The organism is Defluviimonas salinarum (assembly GCF_026013545.1).
Classification (GTDB): Bacteria; Pseudomonadota; Alphaproteobacteria; order Rhodobacterales; family Rhodobacteraceae; genus Albidovulum; species Albidovulum salinarum.
In genome coordinates, this window is sequence record NZ_JAPDOG010000012.1 from 111,932 (window position 1) to 130,136 (window position 18,205).

16 protein-coding genes are annotated in these 18,205 nt (G+C 67.5%); 10 read left to right on the plus strand and 6 right to left on the minus strand.

The window, feature by feature from the left end; all coding sequences use genetic code 11:
* Positions 1–40: 40 nt before the first annotated feature.
* From OM960_RS14135 to OM960_RS14150, 4 genes are all read right to left on the minus strand, one after another.
* Positions 41–958 (minus strand): manganese-dependent inorganic pyrophosphatase, encoded by a 918-nt coding sequence (locus OM960_RS14135; protein WP_411709807.1) that lies wholly within the window; start codon positions 956–958, stop codon positions 41–43.
* Positions 959–1,176: 218 nt separating this feature from the next.
* Complete coding sequence (locus OM960_RS14140; RefSeq protein ID WP_263337503.1) at positions 1,177–1,842, minus strand: YiaD family glycine zipper/OmpA-like lipoprotein; 666 nt, start codon at positions 1,840–1,842, stop codon at positions 1,177–1,179.
* Between the two features lie 103 nt (positions 1,843–1,945).
* Positions 1,946–2,800 (minus strand): methylated-DNA--[protein]-cysteine S-methyltransferase, encoded by an 855-nt coding sequence (locus OM960_RS14145; protein ID WP_263337501.1) that lies wholly within the window; start codon positions 2,798–2,800, stop codon positions 1,946–1,948.
* 181 nt (positions 2,801–2,981) lie between these two features.
* Positions 2,982–3,365 carry a Hint domain-containing protein gene (locus OM960_RS14150; RefSeq protein WP_264772404.1) on the minus strand — a complete coding sequence of 128 codons (384 nt, stop codon included), beginning with the start codon at positions 3,363–3,365 and terminating at the stop codon, positions 2,982–2,984.
* Positions 3,366–3,506: 141 nt separating this feature from the next.
* Here OM960_RS14150 and nth point away from each other — a divergent pair, with 141 nt between their 5' ends.
* Entirely contained in the window at positions 3,507–4,151 is a 645-nt protein-coding gene (gene nth / locus OM960_RS14155) for an endonuclease III (RefSeq protein WP_264772405.1), read from the plus strand.
* The gene (locus OM960_RS14160) at positions 4,148–5,140 is read left to right on the plus strand and encodes an adenosine kinase (protein ID WP_263337497.1); all 993 of its coding nucleotides are present in this window, start codon (positions 4,148–4,150) and stop codon (positions 5,138–5,140) included. The genes nth and OM960_RS14160 overlap by 4 nt, the downstream gene beginning before the upstream one ends.
* On the opposite strand, the gene OM960_RS14165 is transcribed toward OM960_RS14160, so the two are convergent.
* Entirely contained in the window at positions 5,137–6,549 is a 1,413-nt protein-coding gene (locus OM960_RS14165) for a hypothetical protein (protein ID WP_264772406.1), read from the minus strand. The two genes, OM960_RS14160 and OM960_RS14165, sit on opposite strands and share 4 nt — an antisense overlap.
* A gap of 337 nt (positions 6,550–6,886) precedes the next feature.
* Positions 6,887–7,585, minus strand: a complete 699-nt coding sequence (locus OM960_RS14170; protein WP_263337491.1) for a TetR family transcriptional regulator C-terminal domain-containing protein — start codon at positions 7,583–7,585, stop codon at positions 6,887–6,889.
* Positions 7,586–7,787: 202 nt separating this feature from the next.
* Here OM960_RS14170 and OM960_RS14175 point away from each other — a divergent pair, with 202 nt between their 5' ends.
* Genes OM960_RS14175 through OM960_RS14210 form a run of 8 tightly spaced genes read left to right on the plus strand, consistent with a single transcriptional unit; the run spans position 7,788 to position 18,204 of the window.
* Positions 7,788–9,131, plus strand: coding sequence for an aspartate aminotransferase family protein (locus tag OM960_RS14175; RefSeq protein ID WP_264772407.1), 1,344 nt, complete (start codon positions 7,788–7,790; stop codon positions 9,129–9,131).
* Positions 9,128–10,741, plus strand: a complete 1,614-nt coding sequence (locus OM960_RS14180) for a phytoene desaturase family protein (RefSeq protein ID WP_264772408.1) — start codon at positions 9,128–9,130, stop codon at positions 10,739–10,741. The genes OM960_RS14175 and OM960_RS14180 overlap by 4 nt, the downstream gene beginning before the upstream one ends.
* Positions 10,728–12,281: a phytoene desaturase family protein gene (locus OM960_RS14185; RefSeq protein WP_264772409.1), complete on the plus strand. Its 1,554-nt coding sequence runs from the start codon at positions 10,728–10,730 to the stop codon at positions 12,279–12,281. The genes OM960_RS14180 and OM960_RS14185 overlap by 14 nt, the downstream gene beginning before the upstream one ends.
* Complete coding sequence (locus OM960_RS14190; protein WP_263337480.1) at positions 12,278–13,474, plus strand: aminomethyl transferase family protein; 1,197 nt, start codon at positions 12,278–12,280, stop codon at positions 13,472–13,474. Before OM960_RS14185 ends, OM960_RS14190 begins: the two co-directional genes overlap by 4 nt.
* A gap of 10 nt (positions 13,475–13,484) precedes the next feature.
* A complete protein-coding gene (locus OM960_RS14195) occupies positions 13,485–14,633 on the plus strand; it encodes an aromatic ring-hydroxylating oxygenase subunit alpha (RefSeq protein ID WP_264772410.1) in 1,149 nt (382 codons plus the stop codon).
* Positions 14,630–15,850, plus strand: coding sequence for an aromatic ring-hydroxylating oxygenase subunit alpha (locus OM960_RS14200; RefSeq protein WP_264772411.1), 1,221 nt, complete (start codon positions 14,630–14,632; stop codon positions 15,848–15,850). The genes OM960_RS14195 and OM960_RS14200 overlap by 4 nt, the downstream gene beginning before the upstream one ends.
* A gap of 40 nt (positions 15,851–15,890) precedes the next feature.
* Entirely contained in the window at positions 15,891–16,994 is a 1,104-nt protein-coding gene (locus OM960_RS14205) for a polyamine ABC transporter substrate-binding protein (RefSeq protein ID WP_263337477.1), read from the plus strand.
* 46 nt (positions 16,995–17,040) lie between these two features.
* A complete protein-coding gene (locus OM960_RS14210) occupies positions 17,041–18,204 on the plus strand; it encodes an ABC transporter ATP-binding protein (RefSeq protein WP_263337475.1) in 1,164 nt (387 codons plus the stop codon).
* The last annotated feature ends 1 nt before the right edge of the window (position 18,205 follow it).

Here is an 18,205-nt window from a genome sequence, read left to right on the forward strand (position 1 = left end):
AGGGCGCCCGAAGGCGCCCTCATGCAACGTTTTCGGCGGCTCAGAGTTTCAGCGCCGGGATGATCTGCTTCTTGCGGCTCATGATGCCGGGCAGGACCACGGTGTCGCCCGTCACCTTCGCGCCGAAGCTCGCCTCGGCGAACTGCTTCACGAGGTCGTTCGGCACGAGAAGCGTCGCCTCTTCCTTGAGGATGTCGACGACGAAGAGCAGGACCTGGTCGGCGCCGTCCTCTTTCGCGACATCGATCATCGAGGCCATCAGGCTGTCCTTGCGGTCGAGCACCACCTTCGGCGCGGTCGTCTCCAGCACCGAGACGCGCAGCTCCTTGCCGGCGACGTTGTATTCCTTGGAATCCATGCGCAGCAGTTCCGCGTCCGAGAAGGCCGAGACGTCGGATTTCGCGGCGAAGAGCTCGGCTGCGTAGTCGGGGATCGAGATGCCAAGCTCGGTGGCCAGCTTCTCGGCCACGGCGCGGTCATGCGCGGTCGTGGTCGGCGAGCGGAACTCCAGCGTATCGGAGAGGATGCAGGAGAGCATCGCGCATTTGATGCTCTCGGGCATCTTCGCCGCGTCATCGCCCATCAGGTCGTGCATGATGGTCGCGGTGCAGGCGAGCGGGCGGATGGTGATGTCGATCGGCCCCTTGGTCTTCAGCCCGCCGGCGAGGAGGTGGTGGTCGATGATCTGGACCACGTTCGCCTCGTTGATCGAGGCGGGAAGCTCCGCCGGGTTGTTGGTGTCTACGACGACGCAGGTTTCGCCGGCCGCCACGTCGGCGATGATCTCGGGCTTCGGCAGGTCCCAGCGCTTCAGGACGAAGGCGGCTTCGGTGTTCGGCTCGCCAAGGAGGACGGGCGTCGCGGGGGTGCCCTTCACATCCGAGAGGTACCAGGCCCAGATGATGGGCGAGCCGGTGGAGTCGGTGTCGGGGGACTTGTGGCCGAAAACCTTGATCATGTCTGTCATCCATCAGGGAGAATTGGAAATCGCCGGCCTTATAGGCGCTGCGATCGGGCTTGTCACCCATCGGTGAGGGGCATTCGGTGAGTGCCCCGCGCAAGTGCCGGAGCCCAAGGCGGACGGCCCCCGTCGCGGCGCGCGCGGCGAGGGCCGTTCCAGTTCTTCGTCCGGGCGCTTCGCCGCCATCGGCGTCGGGTTCCCGGATCCGCGCTGTGTCAGCGGGTCGGGATGATCAGGATCTCGACCCGGCGGTTCTGGGCGCGGCCCTCGGGCGTCAGGTTCGAGGCGACGGGCTGGTTCTCGCCCTGGCCGAAGGCGGCGATGCGGCCGGGGGCGACGCCGCCGTCGCGGATGATCGCGCCCACCGCGCTGGCGCGGCGCTGCGAGAGGTCGAAGTTGTAGGCCGCGGCGCCGGTGTTGTCGGTGTGGCCGATGACCTCGACGCGGCTGTCGGGATGGCGGTTGAGGTTGTCGGCCACCGCATAGAGGTCGCCGATGATGCCGGGATTGACCGAGGCGCTGTCGACGGCGAAGAGGATGCCTTCCGGCATGATGACGCGGAGCTGGTTGCCCTCGTTGATGACGCGCACGCGGTCGTTGACGATGGCGCGGTCGAGTTCGGCCGCCTGCTGGTCGAGGTTGCTGCCGACCATGCCGCCGATCAGGCCGCCGGCCACCGCGCCGACGATCGCCCGGTCGCGTTTGTCGATGCCGCCTTCCCCCGTCAGCGCACCGGCGAGCGCGCCGACGCCCGCCCCGGTGAGCGCACCCTGGCGGGTCCGCTGGTTCGGGTCGTTCGGATTGTACTGGTCGACCGGCGTGCAGGCCGCCAGCAGGATCGCCGCGGCGGTGCCGCCGGTCAGGAGGGTGGTGAAACGCATGAAAGCTGCTCCGCTTGGTGTTCGTTGTGCGTTAAGTGTGAGATTAGCGACTGTTAGGCAATAACGCAGGCGGGGAAAAGCGGTTCCGGCAGCATTCCGCGCATCATGTCGCGGTGGCGGATTCGGCGTCGGCGCGGGCGGCTTCCCAGGCCAGCATCGCGCGCTTCACCGGCAGGCCCCAGTGATAGCCGCCGAGCCCGCCGGATTTCCTCAGCGCCCGGTGGCAGGGGATGAGCCAGCTGACCGGGTTGCGCCCGACCGCGGTGCCGACCGCGCGCACCGCACGGGGATTGCCGATCCGGCTGGCGATGTCGGAATAGGTCGACACCTGGCCCGAAGGGATCGCGAGCAGCGCCTCCCAGACCTTGATCTGGAACGGCGCGCCGATCATGTGGAGCGCCGCCTCGCCCTTCTGCTCGAAGGCCGCCGTCACCCACGGCGCGATCGCCTCGGGCGCCTCCGTGAAAGAGGCGCGCGGCCAGCGGCCGGCGAGGTCGGCGAAGGCGTGGTCGCGGCCGCAGTCCTCGGCGAAGGCGATGCCGCAAAGGCCGCGGTCGGTGCCCATCGCGAGCGCGGCGCCGAAGGGCGAGTCGTACCAGCCGTAGCGCACCGACAGCCCCTCGCCCGCGCGGGCGTATTCGCCGGGGCTCATCGCTTCCCAGCGCAGAAAGAGGTCGTGCAGGCGGCCCGCGCCGGACAGCCCGGTCTCGGTTGCGGTGTCGAGCAGCGTGTGGCGTTCAGCCAGGAGCCGCTTGGCGAGGTCGAGCGTGAGGTACTGGCGGTAACGTTTCGGCGAGACGCCGACCCAGCGCGAGAAGACGCGCTGGAAATGCGCGGGGCTCATCGAGAGCCGGGCGGCGAGGTCGTCTAGGCCGAGGTCGCCCTCGGTCTCGATGAGGGCGAGGGCGCGGGCGATGACGCCGTAATGGTAGCCCCGGTCGGGTGGTTCGTTCAGCATGGTCTGTCTCCTTGACCCGAAGATAGGGCGCGGGGCGGGCGACGGCGACCCGAAAGCTGCGGTTTGGTGCTCAGGCCGCGGCGTCGGTTGGCGTGGCCAGCAATGCGGCGAGCCCGTCCGGGGCGAGGCCGGGCCGGAGCGGCCGGGCGGGGTCTGTCGCGGCGATGGCCGGGGCCGCGAGCTAGAGGCCGTCGGCCAGGATCAGCGCGGGCGTGTCGAGGAGCGGGAGAAACCCGAGGAGCGGGCCCGGCGACCGGGATCGCGACAGGTCGGCCGCATGCGCCAGCAGCTCGGCGGTGCCGAGCTGGGCGGCAAGGAGGGGTGCGCGGAGGAGGACACCGTGCTCCGGGCCGAGACGCAGCGGATCGTCCGGAAACCCGACGCCGAAGCGGCCCGCCGCGATCTCGACCGGACGGGCGAGCAGCGTGCCGGCGAGCGCCCGAAGCGGCCGGTAGCCGTGATCGCGGGTCCGGAGCCGGTCGCCGGGGCAGAGCCCTTCCACCGCGACCGGGCCGCGTGTGGTGGCGGCGCGGGTGCCCGCCGCGAGGCCCGTTTCGCTCCCCATGCCGTCCCTCCCTGCCGGTCCGATGCGATGATCGCGCGGAACGGCGAAAGCCCGGTTAACAGGCGCGGGGAGCGGTAAAACGACGGGATCGGCGCGCTCAGCCCTTGCCGCGCCCCGGCCGCGCGGGCATAGACCGCTTCCATGGCACGCCAACTTGACTACCAAACGATCCGCGAGATCTTCACCCGCTTCCGCGAGGCCGAGGCCGAGCCGAAGGGGGAGCTCGAGCATGTCAATGCCTTCACGCTCCTCGTCGCGGTGGCGCTCTCGGCGCAGGCCACGGATGCCGGCGTGAACAAGGCGACGCGGGCGCTCTTCAAGGTGGCCGACACGCCCGAGAAGATGCTCGCCCTCGGCGAAGAGGGACTGATCGAGCATATCAAGACGATCGGGCTCTTCCGCCAGAAGGCGAAGAACGTGATCAAGCTCTCGCGCATCCTCGTCGAGGAGTACGGCGGCGAGGTGCCGTCCTCGCGCGCGGCGCTGATGACGCTGCCCGGCGTGGGGCGCAAGACCGCGAATGTCGTGCTGAACATGTGGTTCCACTTCCCGGCGCAGGCGGTCGACACTCATATCTTCCGGGTCGGAAATCGCACCGGCATCGCTGCGGGCAAGACCGTTGAGGCGGTCGAGCGGGCGATCGAGGACAACGTGCCGGCCGAGTTCCAGCAACACGCCCATCACTGGCTGATCCTGCACGGCCGCTATATCTGCGTGGCGCGGAAGCCCAAATGCGGCGCCTGCCACATCCGTGACCTCTGTCCCTACGAGGAGAAGACGCTTTGACCAACCGCTATCAGGTGGTCGGCATCGGCAACGCGATCGTCGATGTCCTGACCCAGTGCGACGACGATTTCCTCGACTGGATGGGGATCGAGAAGGGGATCATGCAGCTCGTCGACCGCGAGCGGGGCGAGACGCTCTATGCCGCGATGAAGGAGCGCACCCAGGCGCCCGGCGGCTCGGTCGGCAACACGCTGGCGGGCTTGGGCAATCTCGGGCTGAAGACCGCCTTCGTCGGCAAGGTGAAGGACGATGCGCTTGGCCGGTTCTACGCGAAGTCGCTGGAGGGCGAGGGGACGGACTTCCCGAACCCGCCCTCGGCGCGGGCGGAGCTGCCGACCTCGCGTTCGATGATCTTCGTCACGCGAGACGGCGAGCGGTCGATGAACACCTATCTCGGCGCGGGGGCGGATTTCGGGGCGGAGGACCTCGACGAGGAGGTGGTGCGGGCGTCGGACTACCTCTTCCTCGAGGGCTATCTCTTCGACAAGGACCAGGGCAAGGCGGCGTTCCTCAAGGCCGCCGAAGCCTGCCACCGGGGTGGCGGCCGCGCCGGGATCTCGCTTTCCGACCCGTTCTGCGTCGACCGCCACCGGGCGGATTTCCGGCAGCTCGTCCACGACCAGATGGACTACGTCATCGGCAACCAGCACGAATGGTGTTCTCTCTACCAGACCGAGGACCTGGAGGCGGCGCTGAAGGAGGCGCAGGCAGATTGCCCGCTCATCGTCTGCACCCGCTCGGGCGCCGACGTGATCCTGTTGCGCGGCGAGGAGCGGGCCGAGGTGCCGGTGCACCGGGTGGTGCCGGTCGATGCGACCGGGGCTGGCGACCAGTTCGCGGCGGGCTTCCTTTACGGGATGGCCACCGGGCAGACGCTGGCGACGGCGGGGCGGATGGGCTGCATCGCTGCGGCCGAGGTGATCAGCCATTTCGGCGCGCGCCCCGAGACCGACGTCAAGGCACTGTTCCGTGCGCACGGGCTGATCTAGACGCCGTTTTGTGCGGACCCGGCGGATCGCTCCATGTAGTCTGTTCCGCCGGCCGCTTCCAGCAACGCCCGTATCCTCGCGATGCCCGGCCCGCTGGCTGCTTCAAGGCGGCTGACCAGATCCCGCAATGCCGGATCGGGGCTTTTCTCGGCCGCCAGGAACAGCCGGGTGAACCCGTCGACCCTTGCGCCGGCGCTCCATTCCGCGAGATCGGGTTCGGCAAACCACAGGGCTTCGTTTTCCCGGCTCGCGAGTTCGCCGCGCAACCAGTCAATGGGCCGATCCGCCATCCGAACCGGCACGGCGAGGCGATTGCGCACGGCGTCGTCGGATCGGCGCGCGTCCAGAAGGGCGATTGCCGCCGCGCTGAATGTCGGCCAGCAGTGCTGGATGAATTGCAGCACGATGCGGCCGTGCTGGAAGACCGGCTCCGTGGGGCGGACCGGAACGCCGCTTGCGGCACAGTGGACGTGGACGGTTTCGCGGCCCGTCGGTATTTCGCCATGTTCGAGCATGATCCGGTCCGGCTCGATCGCCGTCACCCGGCCCTTTCGGATGACGTTGCGGACGCGGCGAAGCTGCGACAGTTCCGCCTCCGTGACCGTGGCGCAGTGAAACATCGTCGGCGTAACCTCGGGGTCGATCCTGAGAAGCGCGTTCTTCGTTTCTAGCTTGCGAAACAGATCGTCGATGTTCTTCGCGTCGCGCGCGGACTCCATGTCGATCACGTATTGCTCGATGGTCCCTGCGGCCACGTCTGACTGCGGCTGCATGCGCTTGCGGTTGTAGAACCAGCTGTCGCGGGGCCTGATCCAGAAGATCCGCTCGGGCGGAAGGTCCTGCTCGAGAAGCCACAACACGCAGTCGATCGCGGTCTTTCCGCCGCCGATGATGACGAAGTCGGTCGCGGGCCGGGTGATGCCGGGCAGGGCGTCCGGCGTTACGAGCCGGACAGACGGCGCAATCGGAAACGACGGCGGATGGGTCGACGGCAACCGGGTATCGGCATGGGTGCCGTCGACGATCCGGCGCCGCGCGTGCAGGATCGTACGGGACCCGGTCAAGCGGGACGTGGCAAAACCACCGGGCCCGTACTCGTGGCTAGGCAGGAAGGTGACGCGGCCGCTGGCAAGGAATCGGTGGCGCATGACGTCGTCGAAGTAGCCGCAGATTGCGGCGCCGCTCGACAGTTCCAGATGGCCGCTGTTCCAGCCGACCCGGTCGATACGCCCTTCGCCGAGCGGGGCGGAGTTCACGCCGTAGAACGTTGCGGCGCTGTGGAGGCGCACGAACGGATAGGCGTCGTTCCAATGCCCGCCGGGCCGGGGGCGTCGGTCGACCATGACCAAGGTCGCGTCAGTTTCGGTGAGCAGCGTGTCCGTGAAGGCCATCGCCGCGGCGCCGATCACGACATAGTCCGCTGCGATCCCTGCGTCTGACATTGGCACCGACATGATTGACGCACCGCGCTCTGCCGAGATCGCCGGCGGTGCTGGCGAAGGGTGCTAGCGCACTTCCTGGGCGATGGCGAGCATCCGCCCCGGCCGCCCCAGTTCACGGCGCAGACCTTCGCCACGACGAGACCGAGCGACAGCGCGATCTCGCACGATGTGCCTTCGATGATGTCCGAGTGGTGCTGCTAGGCTGCCCCAGGCCGTTTCACCCACCGATTTCACGGACGACGACAAGACGATCACGATGGTGGTCCGGCGTTTCGGGCACGCCCACTCTGTTCCAAGCTCGCCGTCAGACCGGACCGGCCTGAGGGGAATACCCGGCCGAACCCGAAGACACGGCACCTTGCGACGTAAACTTCTCCGGAAAGAAGGCTGCGGCGCAGGTGAAGACCGTGCACAGCGCCTCTTCCTTGTCGTAGGGGGCGCTCATCGTCATCAGGTCCATCCAGACGCCTTCCGTGGTGACGCGCAGGACCCGGGCGATGCGCACGGGGTCGCCGGGCCGACCGGTCTCGGCAAGAAGCTCGCGGCAGATCTCCTCAAGCACCCGGTTGTATTCCCGGTCGTTCGATCCGCATTGCTCCTGGTAGAGCGGCCGGCTTTGCGCTTCGCCCCAAAACGCGCACCAGGCCGCCAAGCGCGACGGCGTGCAGATCGTCGGGTTGAAATCGGCCCTGAAGATCGCGTCGAGGCGTCGCGCGGGGTCGGAACCGGCCGCTTCCAGCGCGGTCGTCCAGTTCCGCCGGTACTCCTCGGCAAGATAGGAGAGCGTCTCCGCGAGCAGCTTCTCCTTGGTCTCGAAGTGGAAGTTGACCAGCCCGTGCGACAGCCCCGCGTGGCGGGAGACGTCCGTCAGAGTGGTCTTGGCGTAGCCTTGCCGGCCGATGGTCTCGATCGTCGCCTCGATGAGCTGTTCGCGCCGGGCCTCGCGGCTCAGCTTGCGCGGCTGCGGCTGTTGGTCGGTCGTGCTGCTCTCGATCTCGGTCATCCTGCCCCGCTCCGGTCCTGCCCCCTCGCGTGCCGACAGACATACGCAATCCGTCACGATGTCAACTAGACCATATTTTGACTGGACTGTCAGTCAAAAACTGATTGACAGCCCAGTCAAAATGCGTGTGAGATGGGAACGACAGCGAAGATCGGCCGACATTCCGTCATCCGGCCTTCGCACATCAACCAGAGGACAGGTCATGCGCGCGGCACCCCGACGCTCAATCGAAAAATCCAACGCACAGTTCCAGAAGGCCCTGAAGCGGCTGCCGCTCGGCGTGGCCTCGACGTTCCGGTACTGGGGCGACGACCGGACGATCTATGTCGATCACGGCAAGGGCGGGCGGATCTGGGATATCGACGGAAACGGCTATGTCGACTACCGCCTCGGCTACGGCCCGGCGATCCTCGGCTACGCAGATGAACGGGTCGACGCCGCCGCCCGGCGCGGCATGGAGGTCGGCGGCGTCTTCGCGCTCTCGACCGAGCGCGAGCTTGCCGTGGCGGATCGCATCGCGAAGATGGTGCCGGGCGTCGATCTCGTGCGCTATTCCAACTCCGGTACCGAGGCGGTGATGGCGGCGCTGCGTCTGGCGCGGGCGCATACCGGGCGCGACAGCTACCTGCTGATCGAGGGCGCGTATCACGGTCTCTTCGATGCCGCGATGTGGATGGCCAATGTCGAGGAGTGGAGCCAGCGCGGCGGTGGCGACCCGGAGGTCGTGGCCTATTCGAAGGGCATCCCGCAGGAACTGAAGACGCTCGCCCATCTCGTGCCGATGAACGATCTCCAGCGGCTCGAGGACACGTTCAAGCGCCACGGCAACGACATGGCCGCAATGCTGATCGAACCGATCCAGGGCAATTGCTGCGGCATCTCGGCCTCGGGCGACTATGTGCGGCTCGCGCGCAAGCTCTGCGACCAGTACGGCGTCCTTCTGATCATCGACGAGGTCAAGACCGGCTTCCGGGTCGCGCGCGGCGGCGTGCAGTCGCTCCACGGCGTGACGCCCGACATCTGCACCTTCGCCAAGGCGATGGCCAACGGCTACCCGATCGCCGTGGTTGCCGGCCGCGAGGAGGTCATGCGGACCTTCCGCTACGGCGGCGCGGCGCATGGCGGCACCTACACCGCGCATTCCGTGAGCCTCGCGGCGGCCGAGGAATGCCTGCGCATCCTCGACGAAACCCCGGCGCTGGAGACGCTCGCGAAATACGGCGAGAACCTGAAGGCCGGCATGTCCAGGATCCTCAACCGGCGCGGCATCGTGCATTCCTATGCGGGGCACGACTCGATGTTCGGCCTCTTCTTCGCCGAGAAGGCACCGGACAACTACCGCGACTGGAAGACGTCGGACTATTCGTTCTACGACCAGATGGCCTACCACCTCCACGACCTCGGCGTCATCTGCGAGCCCGACAGCCGCGAGCCCTGGTTCATGTGCGAGGCGCATGACGCTTCCTGTCTCGAGGATACGCTTGTGGCGTTCGAGACCGCCGTCGACATGACGCTGGAGCATTTCGAGGCTGAGAAGCGCGCATGAGCTACGATGCGGCGATCATAGGGGCGGGGCACAACGGGCTGGTGGCGGCCTGCTACCTCGCCCGCGCCGGGCTGAAAGTCGTCGTCGTCGAGAAGAACGACTGGATCGGCGGCGCCGCGGTGTCGCGCGAGCTGTACCCGGGCTTCACCTATTCCAACTGCTCCTATGTCTGCTCGCTCTTCCGGCCCGAGATCATGCGCGATCTCGAACTGCCGAAACACGGCTTGCAGGTTCTGCCCTACGAGGGCGGCGCGGTCTTCACCCGCGACGGCGGCTATCTTGCGACCTTCCGTGATCACGAGGCCAACCGCCGTGAGCTCATGCGCCATTCGCCGCGCGACGCGGAGGCCTATGACCGCTACTCGCGCGATGTCATGCGGCACTGCCGCTTCATCCGGCCGCTGCTCTTGCGCACGCCGCCCGATCCGGCGACGTTCCGTCCGCGCGACATTGCCGAACTGGCGTGGCTCGGCCGCAAGGTCGGCGAGATGTCGGAGGGCCAGATCTGCGACATGATCCGGTTCTGGACCATGTCGATCTCCGACTTTCTCGACGAGTATTTCGAAAGCCCGGTGATCAAGGCCTATCTTGCCGTCTCGGCGATCATCGGCACCGCGCTCGGCCCGATGTCGCCGGGCTCGGCCTATGTGCTGCTGCATCACTACATGGGCGACGTGGACGGCAATGTCGGCGCCTGGGGCTTCGCGCGCGGCGGCATGGGGGCGATCACGCAGGCGCTGACGGCGTCGCTCAGGGCAGCCGGTGGCGAGGTGCGGACGGGCGCCGGGGTCGAGAAGGTTCTCGTCGCCAATGGCCGGGCCACGGGGCTGCGGCTGGAGGGCGGCGAGGAGATCGCCGCAAGGCGCGTGCTGTCCAACATGGATGTGAAGCGGACCTTCCTGAAGCATGTCGACACGGCCGAACTGCCGCCCGCCTTCGTCAAGCGGGTCGAGACCTTCAAGAGCCGCGGCTCGTCGGGCAAGCTCAACATCGCCCTCGATGCCGCGCCGCACTTCCCGGCGCTTCCCGACGGCGCGCCGATGCTGAAGGGCGATCTCCACTTCACCGACAGCGTCGAGCGGATGGAGCGGGCCTATGACGACTGGAAGGCGGGGCATTTCAGCCGCGATCCGTTCCAGGACACGATGATCCCGACGATGATCGACCCGACGATGGCGCCGCCAGGCAAGCACTTCATGTCCTGCTTCATCCAGTACGCGCCGCCGAAGATCGAGGGGCGCGACTGGACCGACGCTGACCGCGACGCCTTCGGGCAGACGGTCATCGACCAGATCGCGGAATATTCGCCGGGCTTCAAGGACCGCATCCTGCATATGGAGGTGCGGACCCCGCGCGAGTTGGAGGCCGAGGTCGGTCTCACCGACGGCAACATCTTCCAGGGCGAGCTGACCTTCGACCAGCTCCTCTTCAACCGCCCGGTGCCCGGATACGCCCAGTACAAGACGCCGATCCGCGACCTCTGGCTCTGCGGTTCGTCCGCCCATCCCGGCGGCGGCGTGATGGGCGCGCCCGGCCGCAACGCGGCTTCCGAAATCCTGCGCGATCTGCGCGCAAAGACCGAGATGAGGCAGGCCTATGCCGTCGTATGACACCATCATCATCGGCGGCGGAACGAACGGGCTCGCCTGTGCTGCACGGCTCGCGAAGGCGGGCAAGCGCGCCCTCGTGCTCGAAGCCGCCGAGCGCGCGGGCGGCGGGGCGACCGGCGCGGCGCTCGCGCCAGACCTTGCGCCCATGCCGCTCGCGCATCTTCTCACGACGCTCGACCCGAGGGTTCTGGACGGGATGGAGCTGGAGCGGCACGGGCTGAGCTATGCCGCGACCGGGCTCACGACGACGGCGCTGTCGCCGACCGGCGATCATCTGGTTCTGGAGGGGCCCGCCGGGGCAGGGCTCTCCGGCACGATCGACGATGCCGGGCGGGCCGCATGGGAGGCGCTGCGCCGGCGTCTGATGAGTTTCGCGGAGGCCCTCGCGCCGTTTCGCGCCGTCACGCCGCCACGGATCGCGCGGAAGGCCGGGAACGACAATCTGAAGTTGGCCCGCATCGGCCTCGGGCTCCGCCGGCTCGGCCAGGACGAGTTCCGCGAGTTCCTGCGGATGGCCCTCATCAACATCGCGGACGTGCTCGAGGACGAGATCGCGGACGACCGGCTGCGGGGGCTCGTCGCCTTCGATGCGGTGCTCGGCGCCTGGCTCGGGCCGCGGTCACCGAACTCGCTGATCCTCTACCTCAACCGCCTTGCCGGAGAGGCCGCCGGAACGCGGGCCGCGCTGGCGCTGCCGCGGGGCGGCATGGGCGCGGTCGCCGACGCGATGGCGCGGTCGGCCGAAGCCGCGGGCGTGACCCTGCGCACCGGCGCGCGCGTCGGGCGCGTGCTGATCGAGGAGGACCGGGCCTGCGGTGTCATCCTCGCGGACGGCGAGGAGATCCGGGCCGGTCTCGTCGTCTCGGCGATCGGGCCGAAGGCCACGTTCCTCGATCTGGTCGGGGCGCGGCACCTCGATACCGGCTTCGTGCGTCGCGCCACGAATATCCGCGCACGCGGCGGCGCTGCCAAGCTGCATCTCGCGTTGAAGGGCGCCCCCGACTTCCGCGGCGCCGACCCGGCGACCCGGCTGGTGATCGCGCCGGATATCGCGTCGGTGGAGGAGGCCTTCAACGCGACGAAATACGGCGAGGTTCCCGAACGCCCGGTCATGGAGATCGTGCTGCCGAAGGCGCATGAGCGCGAAGCGGGCGGCGGTCACGTTCTGTCCGCCATCGTACAGTTCGCGCCCCACGCGCCGCGTGCCGGTCTCGACGAGGCGCGCCGCCGGATGCTCGCGAACACGCTTGAGGTTCTCGAAACCTACGCGCCGGGGATCGGCGGCCTGATCACGCATAGCGAGCTTCTCATGCCGCAGGACATCGAGGCGCGTTACGGCATGGCGGGTGGCAACTGGCATCACGCCGAACTCAGCGTCGAGCAGATGCTGTTCCTGCGCCCCTTCGCCGAAGTCGCCCAGTATGCGACGCCCGTCGCCGGCCTCTGGCTCGCCGGGGCGGGCAGCCATCCGGGCGGCGGTGTGTCCGGCGCGGCGGGCTGGAACGCGGCGGAGCGCATCCTCTCGGGGGTGGCGGCATGAAGGACCTGCGCCATCACTACGAAGCCCCGCTGCGGACGACGCCGTTCCACGACCGCATCGCGGCGGCGAACGTGCTGAACCAGTGGGGGCCTTGGGCGGGCTACACGACCGCGCTCGTCCTCGAGGATGCGGAGATGGAATATTCCGCGATCCGCAACACGGCGAGCCTTTACGACCTCTGCCCGATGATCAAGTACCGGATCGCCGGGCGCGACGCGGTGGATTACCTCAACCGGCTGACGCTCCGCGACGTTGCGCGCGTGGCCGTTGGGGCGGTGCAGTACACCGCTTGGTGCGACGACCGGGGCAAGCTTCTCGATGACGGCACGCTCTTCCGGCTCGGCGAGGCCGAATTCCTGCTCTGCTGCCAGGAGCGCCATCTGCCGTGGCTTCTGGACTCGGCGATCGGCTTCGAGGTGTCGGTGCACGACGTCACGGCGGAGATTGCCGCGCTTTCGCTTCAGGGGCCCTGCACGGCTTCGGTGCTGGACGCGGCCGGGTTCGACGTCTCGGCGCTCAAGCCCTACCGCTTCGCGTCCTTCCCATTCGACGGCGGCGATCTGATCATCTCGCGCACCGGCTTCACCGGCGATCTCGGGTATGAGCTCTGGATCGAGCCCGCTCTGGCGCTGCCGCTCTGGGACCGGCTGATGGCGGCGGGAGCCTATTGCGGCATCCGCCCGGTCGGGTCGCACGCGCTCGACATCGCGCGCATCGAGGCGGGGTTCCTGGCCGCGCACGCGGATTTCGTGCCCGCTGACCAGGCCCTGCGCGAGGACCGGGTGCGCTCGCCCTACGAGCTGGCGCTGGACTGGATGATCGACTTCGGCAAGGGCCATTTCAACGGCCGCCGGGCGCTTCTTGCGGAGCGTGACGGGCAGACCTCCGAATGGGCCTTCGTGGCGCTCGACATCGAGGGCAACGTGGCCGCCGATCACGCGATCCTCTACGACGGCCGCAACCGCGAGGTCGGCCAGATCACCTCGGCGGCCTGGTCGCCGTCGGCCAAGCGCAGCATCGCGCTGGCGCAGGTGCGCCGTCCGCATCACGCCGGGGCGAAGGGCGGACTCCGGGCCGAGATCTATGCCCTGCGCGAGCTGCATTACGTGAAGCTGATGATGACGGCGCGGATGACGGAGCGCCCCTTCTTCGCCCCGCCCCGCCGCCGCACGACCCCGCCCGGACGCTTCTGAGGATAAGCCGATGACCGAACACCGCCATCCCGCCTCGCCGCTCCTCGATCACTGCCCCGAGACCCTTCCGGCGGCGGCCTATGTCGATCCGAACTGGTACGAGCGCGAGCGACAGGCGATCTGGTCGCGGAACTGGATCGCGGCGGGGCGGCTTTCGGACCTCGCGCCGGGGACGATGCGGAGGGTCGATCTGGCGGGCCACAACGTTGTTCTCTGCCGCGATGGCAAGGACACGGTGACCGCCTTCCATAACGCCTGCCGCCACCGCGGATCGGAACTGTGCACGAAGGACCGGCAGGAGCTCGGCAAGCTCATCCGCTGCCCCTATCACGCCTGGGCCTACGACACCGGAGGGCGGCTCGTCTCGACGGCCCACGCCACGCCGACGGAGGATTTCCGCAAGGAGGATCATGGCCTCTTCCCGGTCCGCGTGCGGATCTGGAACGGCTTCGTCTTCCTCTGCCTCGCGGATGAGCCGGAAGAACTTGCCCCCGATCTCGGGCTCGCGGCGCTCGACAACTGGCCGATGGAGGACCTTCGCACCGGGCACCGCGTGGTCAAGGAGATCGCCTGCAACTGGAAGGTCTTCTGGGAGAATTACAACGAATGCCTGCACTGTCCGGGCATTCACCCCGAGCTTTGCGACATGGTTCCGGTCTACCGCGACGGGATCATGTCGCCAGAGGAGGCGCCCGGCTGGACCGGCGACGCCCCGAGACCCCCGGCCCTGCGCGAAAAGGCGCGGACCTGGACCATGACGGGCGAGCCCTGTGGCCCCGAGTTCATGCGCCTGACAGCAGAGGAACGCGCCAACGGCCACAACTTCGTGACGATCTATCCCACGATGTTCGTCGTCGCCCATGTCGATTATGTGCGCTCCGTCTCGCTCATGCCGCTCGGGCCGGAGCGGACGCGGCTCACGGCGGAATGGCTGTTTTCGGAGGAAACGCTGGCCCAGCCGGGGTTCGATGCCGCGTCGGTCGCGGAGTTCGCGACGCTCGTGATGTCCCAGGATGCGGAGGCCTGCGAGATGAACCAGCGCGGGCTCCGATCCGCCCGATATGCAGGCGGCCGCCTCATGCCGCAGGAATTCGACATCCTGAGGTTCCACGACTGGGTGCGCCGACAGATGGAGACGACCGCAGGAGAGACGCTATGAACCAAAGCTTGAAAGCCATTCCCGTTCCGAACGACTGGGACCGCCGCGGCCTTCCCGGCTGGACCTACCACTCACAGGCGCTCTTCGATCTCGAATGCTCGGAGGTGCTGCTGACGCATTGGCAGATCGCGGGCCATGTGAGCGACGTTCCGGGGCAGGGCGACTGGCTGGCGTTCGACTTCCTGAACGAACGGGCGCTGATCGTCCGCGGCAAGGATGGCGTCGTGCGCGCGTTCCACAACCTCTGCCGCCACCGCGGCGCTCGGCTGGTCGATGGCGAGGCGGGGCAGTGCAAGTCGGCGATGGTCTGTCCGTTCCACGGCTGGGTCTACAATCTCGACGGCACGCTCAGGGGGGCGGCGCGGCCCGAGAGTTTCGGCGACTTGGACCGGGGCGAGTTCGGCCTGAAGCCGGTCGAGATGGAGATCTGGCACGGGTTCATCTTCCTGCGGTTCCGGCCCGGCCCGCAGCCCAGCGTCGCCGAGCTCATGAAGCCGTTCGACGCCGATTTCGAAGCCTATCGCGCGGAAGAGCTGCTCTCCACGGAGGCCTTCGGCCGGTGGTCGTTCGAACCGCTGCCGGTCAACTGGAAATCGGTGCGCGACGTGGACAACGAGGGCTATCACGTCGCGATGGCGCATCCCGCCCTTCAGGATCTTTACGGCCGGAGCTACCGGGACCTGGTCTATCCGGGCGGGATCTCGCATTCCATCGGCGAGTTCGGCGACCAGCCGGGCCGGCTCTGGTCGGTCAAGCTCTACACGAAGTTCAGCCCCGAGCGCGAATGGCTGCCGGAGCGGTTGCGGCGCAGCTGGAGCTACTACGGCATCTTCCCGAACTCGGTCATCGCCTTCACCCCGGACGGCGCGCAGTATTACCACGACATTCCGCTCTCGCTGAACGAAACCGTCGTTGGCGGGCGGCTTTACCGGCGCGCCCACGAGACGCGCGAGGAGCGGGCGGCGCGCTACCTCGCCTATCGGATCGATCGGGAGACATCCTACGAGGACCAGCAGCTCTCAATCTGGTCCAACGAGTCGATGAAGTCTTCAGCGTTCGACAACTTCCACCTGTCAGATCTCGAGTTCGGCGTGCGGGCCCATCACGACCGGCTGCGCGTGCTGCTTCCGGTCGTGACGCTGGATGCGGCGCCACCGGAGGATGAACTCGCCCACGTCAACGAAGAAATGCGTAGCGCCGGCGCGAAAACCCAATAACATCAGTAGGTACGGCGAAGACCAAGGGAGGAGACAAGGCATGACACAGCTGACGAGACGAACGACGCTCACCGCGATCGGGGCGGCGCTGGCGACACCCTATGTGCGCCCGTCCTGGGCGCAGTCCGGAACCGTCAACGTCTACAACTGGGCCGACTACATCGGCGAGACGACGCTCGCCGATTTCGAGGCACAGACCGGGATCGGCGTCGTCTACGACACCTATTCCTCGGCCGAGGAGATGCAGGCAAAGATGCTCGCCGGATCGACCGGCTACGACGTCGTCGACCATGCCGGCATCGACATGCCGCGGGTGATCGCGGCGGGCATCTACGAGGAGCTCGACAAGTCGCTCCTGCCCAACTGGAAGAACCTCGACACCGAGATCCTGCGCATCCTGTCGGGCTGGGACCCGGACAATAAATACGGCATGCCCTACATGTGGGGCTCGGTCGGCTTCACCTACAACGTCGACATGGTGAACGAGCGGATCCCCGATGCCGACATGACCTCGATGGACCTGATCTTCAATCCCGAGAATGCCGCGAAGCTCGCCGATTGCGGCATCTCGATCCTCGACAGCCCGACCGACATCATGCTGATGGTGCTGAAATACCTCGGGCTCGACGGCGACACGACGAATGTCGAGGACTACCAGAAGGTCGTGGAGGCCTTCAAACCGATCCGCCAGTACATCCGCACCTTCGACAACACGAACTACCTGAACGCGATCCCGAACGGCGAGCTTTGCGCCATCAACAACTGGTCGGGCGACTACGCGACGGCGGCGGGCCGCGCGGCCGAGGCCGGGATCGAGATGAACCTCGCCTATTTCGTGCCGAAGACCGGTGCGCCGGCGTGGGTCGACGTGATGTGCATCACCTCGGACGCGCCGAACCGCGACAATGCCTACAAGTTCCTCGACTTCATGATGCAGCCGGAAGTCGCGGCGGGCTGCACCAACTACACCTATTACGCCAATGCCAACGTACCCTCGCGGGAGTTCGTGCTGAAGGAGATCCTCGACGATCCGGCGGTCTATCCGGATGCCGAGACGATCGGCCGGATGTGGGCGCCGAAGCCCTTCAGCGAGGAGCAGGACCGCGCCATCACCCGCGCGTGGCAGGAGATCAAGTCGGGCTGATCGCCCATCGCGCATTTGCCACCACCTACCGGAGGAGACCGCCGAGATGCCCGAACCGGCCACCACTGCCGACGCGAAGATTGCGCAATTCCCGCGCGCCGTCGCGCCGGCCATCAAGGAAACGCCCTTCATCCGTATCGAGGGCGTCACCAAGAGGTTCGGAGCCTTCACGGCGGTCTCCTCCGTCAGCCTCGAAATCCGCAAGGGCGAGATATTCTCGCTCCTCGGCGGCTCGGGCTGCGGCAAGACCACGCTTCTGAGGATGCTCGCCGGGTTCGAGGACCCGACCGAGGGGCGCATCTTCATCGACGGCCAGGACATGACCGACCTGCCGCCCTACGAGCGCCCGGTGAACATGATGTTCCAGTCCTACGCGCTCTTTCCCCACATGACGGTCGAAAAGAACGTGGCCTACGGGCTGAAACACATGGACATGACGCCGTCCCAGCGTTCGGATCGAGTGCGGGAGATGCTGGCGCTCGTGCAGCTCTCCGACTTTTCCCACCGCAAGCCGCACCAGATTTCCGGCGGCCAGCGCCAGCGCGTGGCGCTCGCGCGCGCGCTTGCCAAGCAGCCGAAGCTTCTGCTGCTCGACGAACCGCTCGCGGCGCTCGACAAGAAGCTGCGCGAGGCGACGCAGTTCGAGCTCATGGACATCCAGGACAAGACCGGCACGACCTTCATCGTCGTGACGCATGACCAGGAGGAGGCGATGACGCTCTCGTCGCGCCTCGCGGTCATGGACAAGGGCCGCATCATGCAGACCGGCACCGCGACCGAGGTCTATGAGTATCCGAATTCGAAGCTGGTCGCCGGCTTCATCGGGTCGATCAATTTCTTCGACGCCACGGTCCGCGCCACCCAGGGCGACACGGCGGAGGTGGAGGTGCCGGAACTTGGCGGCATGGTCGAGGCGCGCGCGATTCCGGGGCTGACGCCCGGCCAGCCGATCACGCTGGCGATCCGGCCCGAGAAACTCACGATCTCGCGCGGGAAGCCCGCGACGGCCAATGCCTTTCCGGGCAAGGTCCGCGACCTCGCCTATTTCGGGAAGGATTCGCTCTACCGCATCCAGATGCCCTCCGGTCGCGTCATGTCCGTCAACTCGGTCAATGCGCGGCGCGTGGGCGAGAACGAGCGCGTCGCCGACTGGGAGGACGCGGTCTGGCTCTCGTTCGAGCCGGCGGCAGCGATCCTCCTGAAGGACTGAA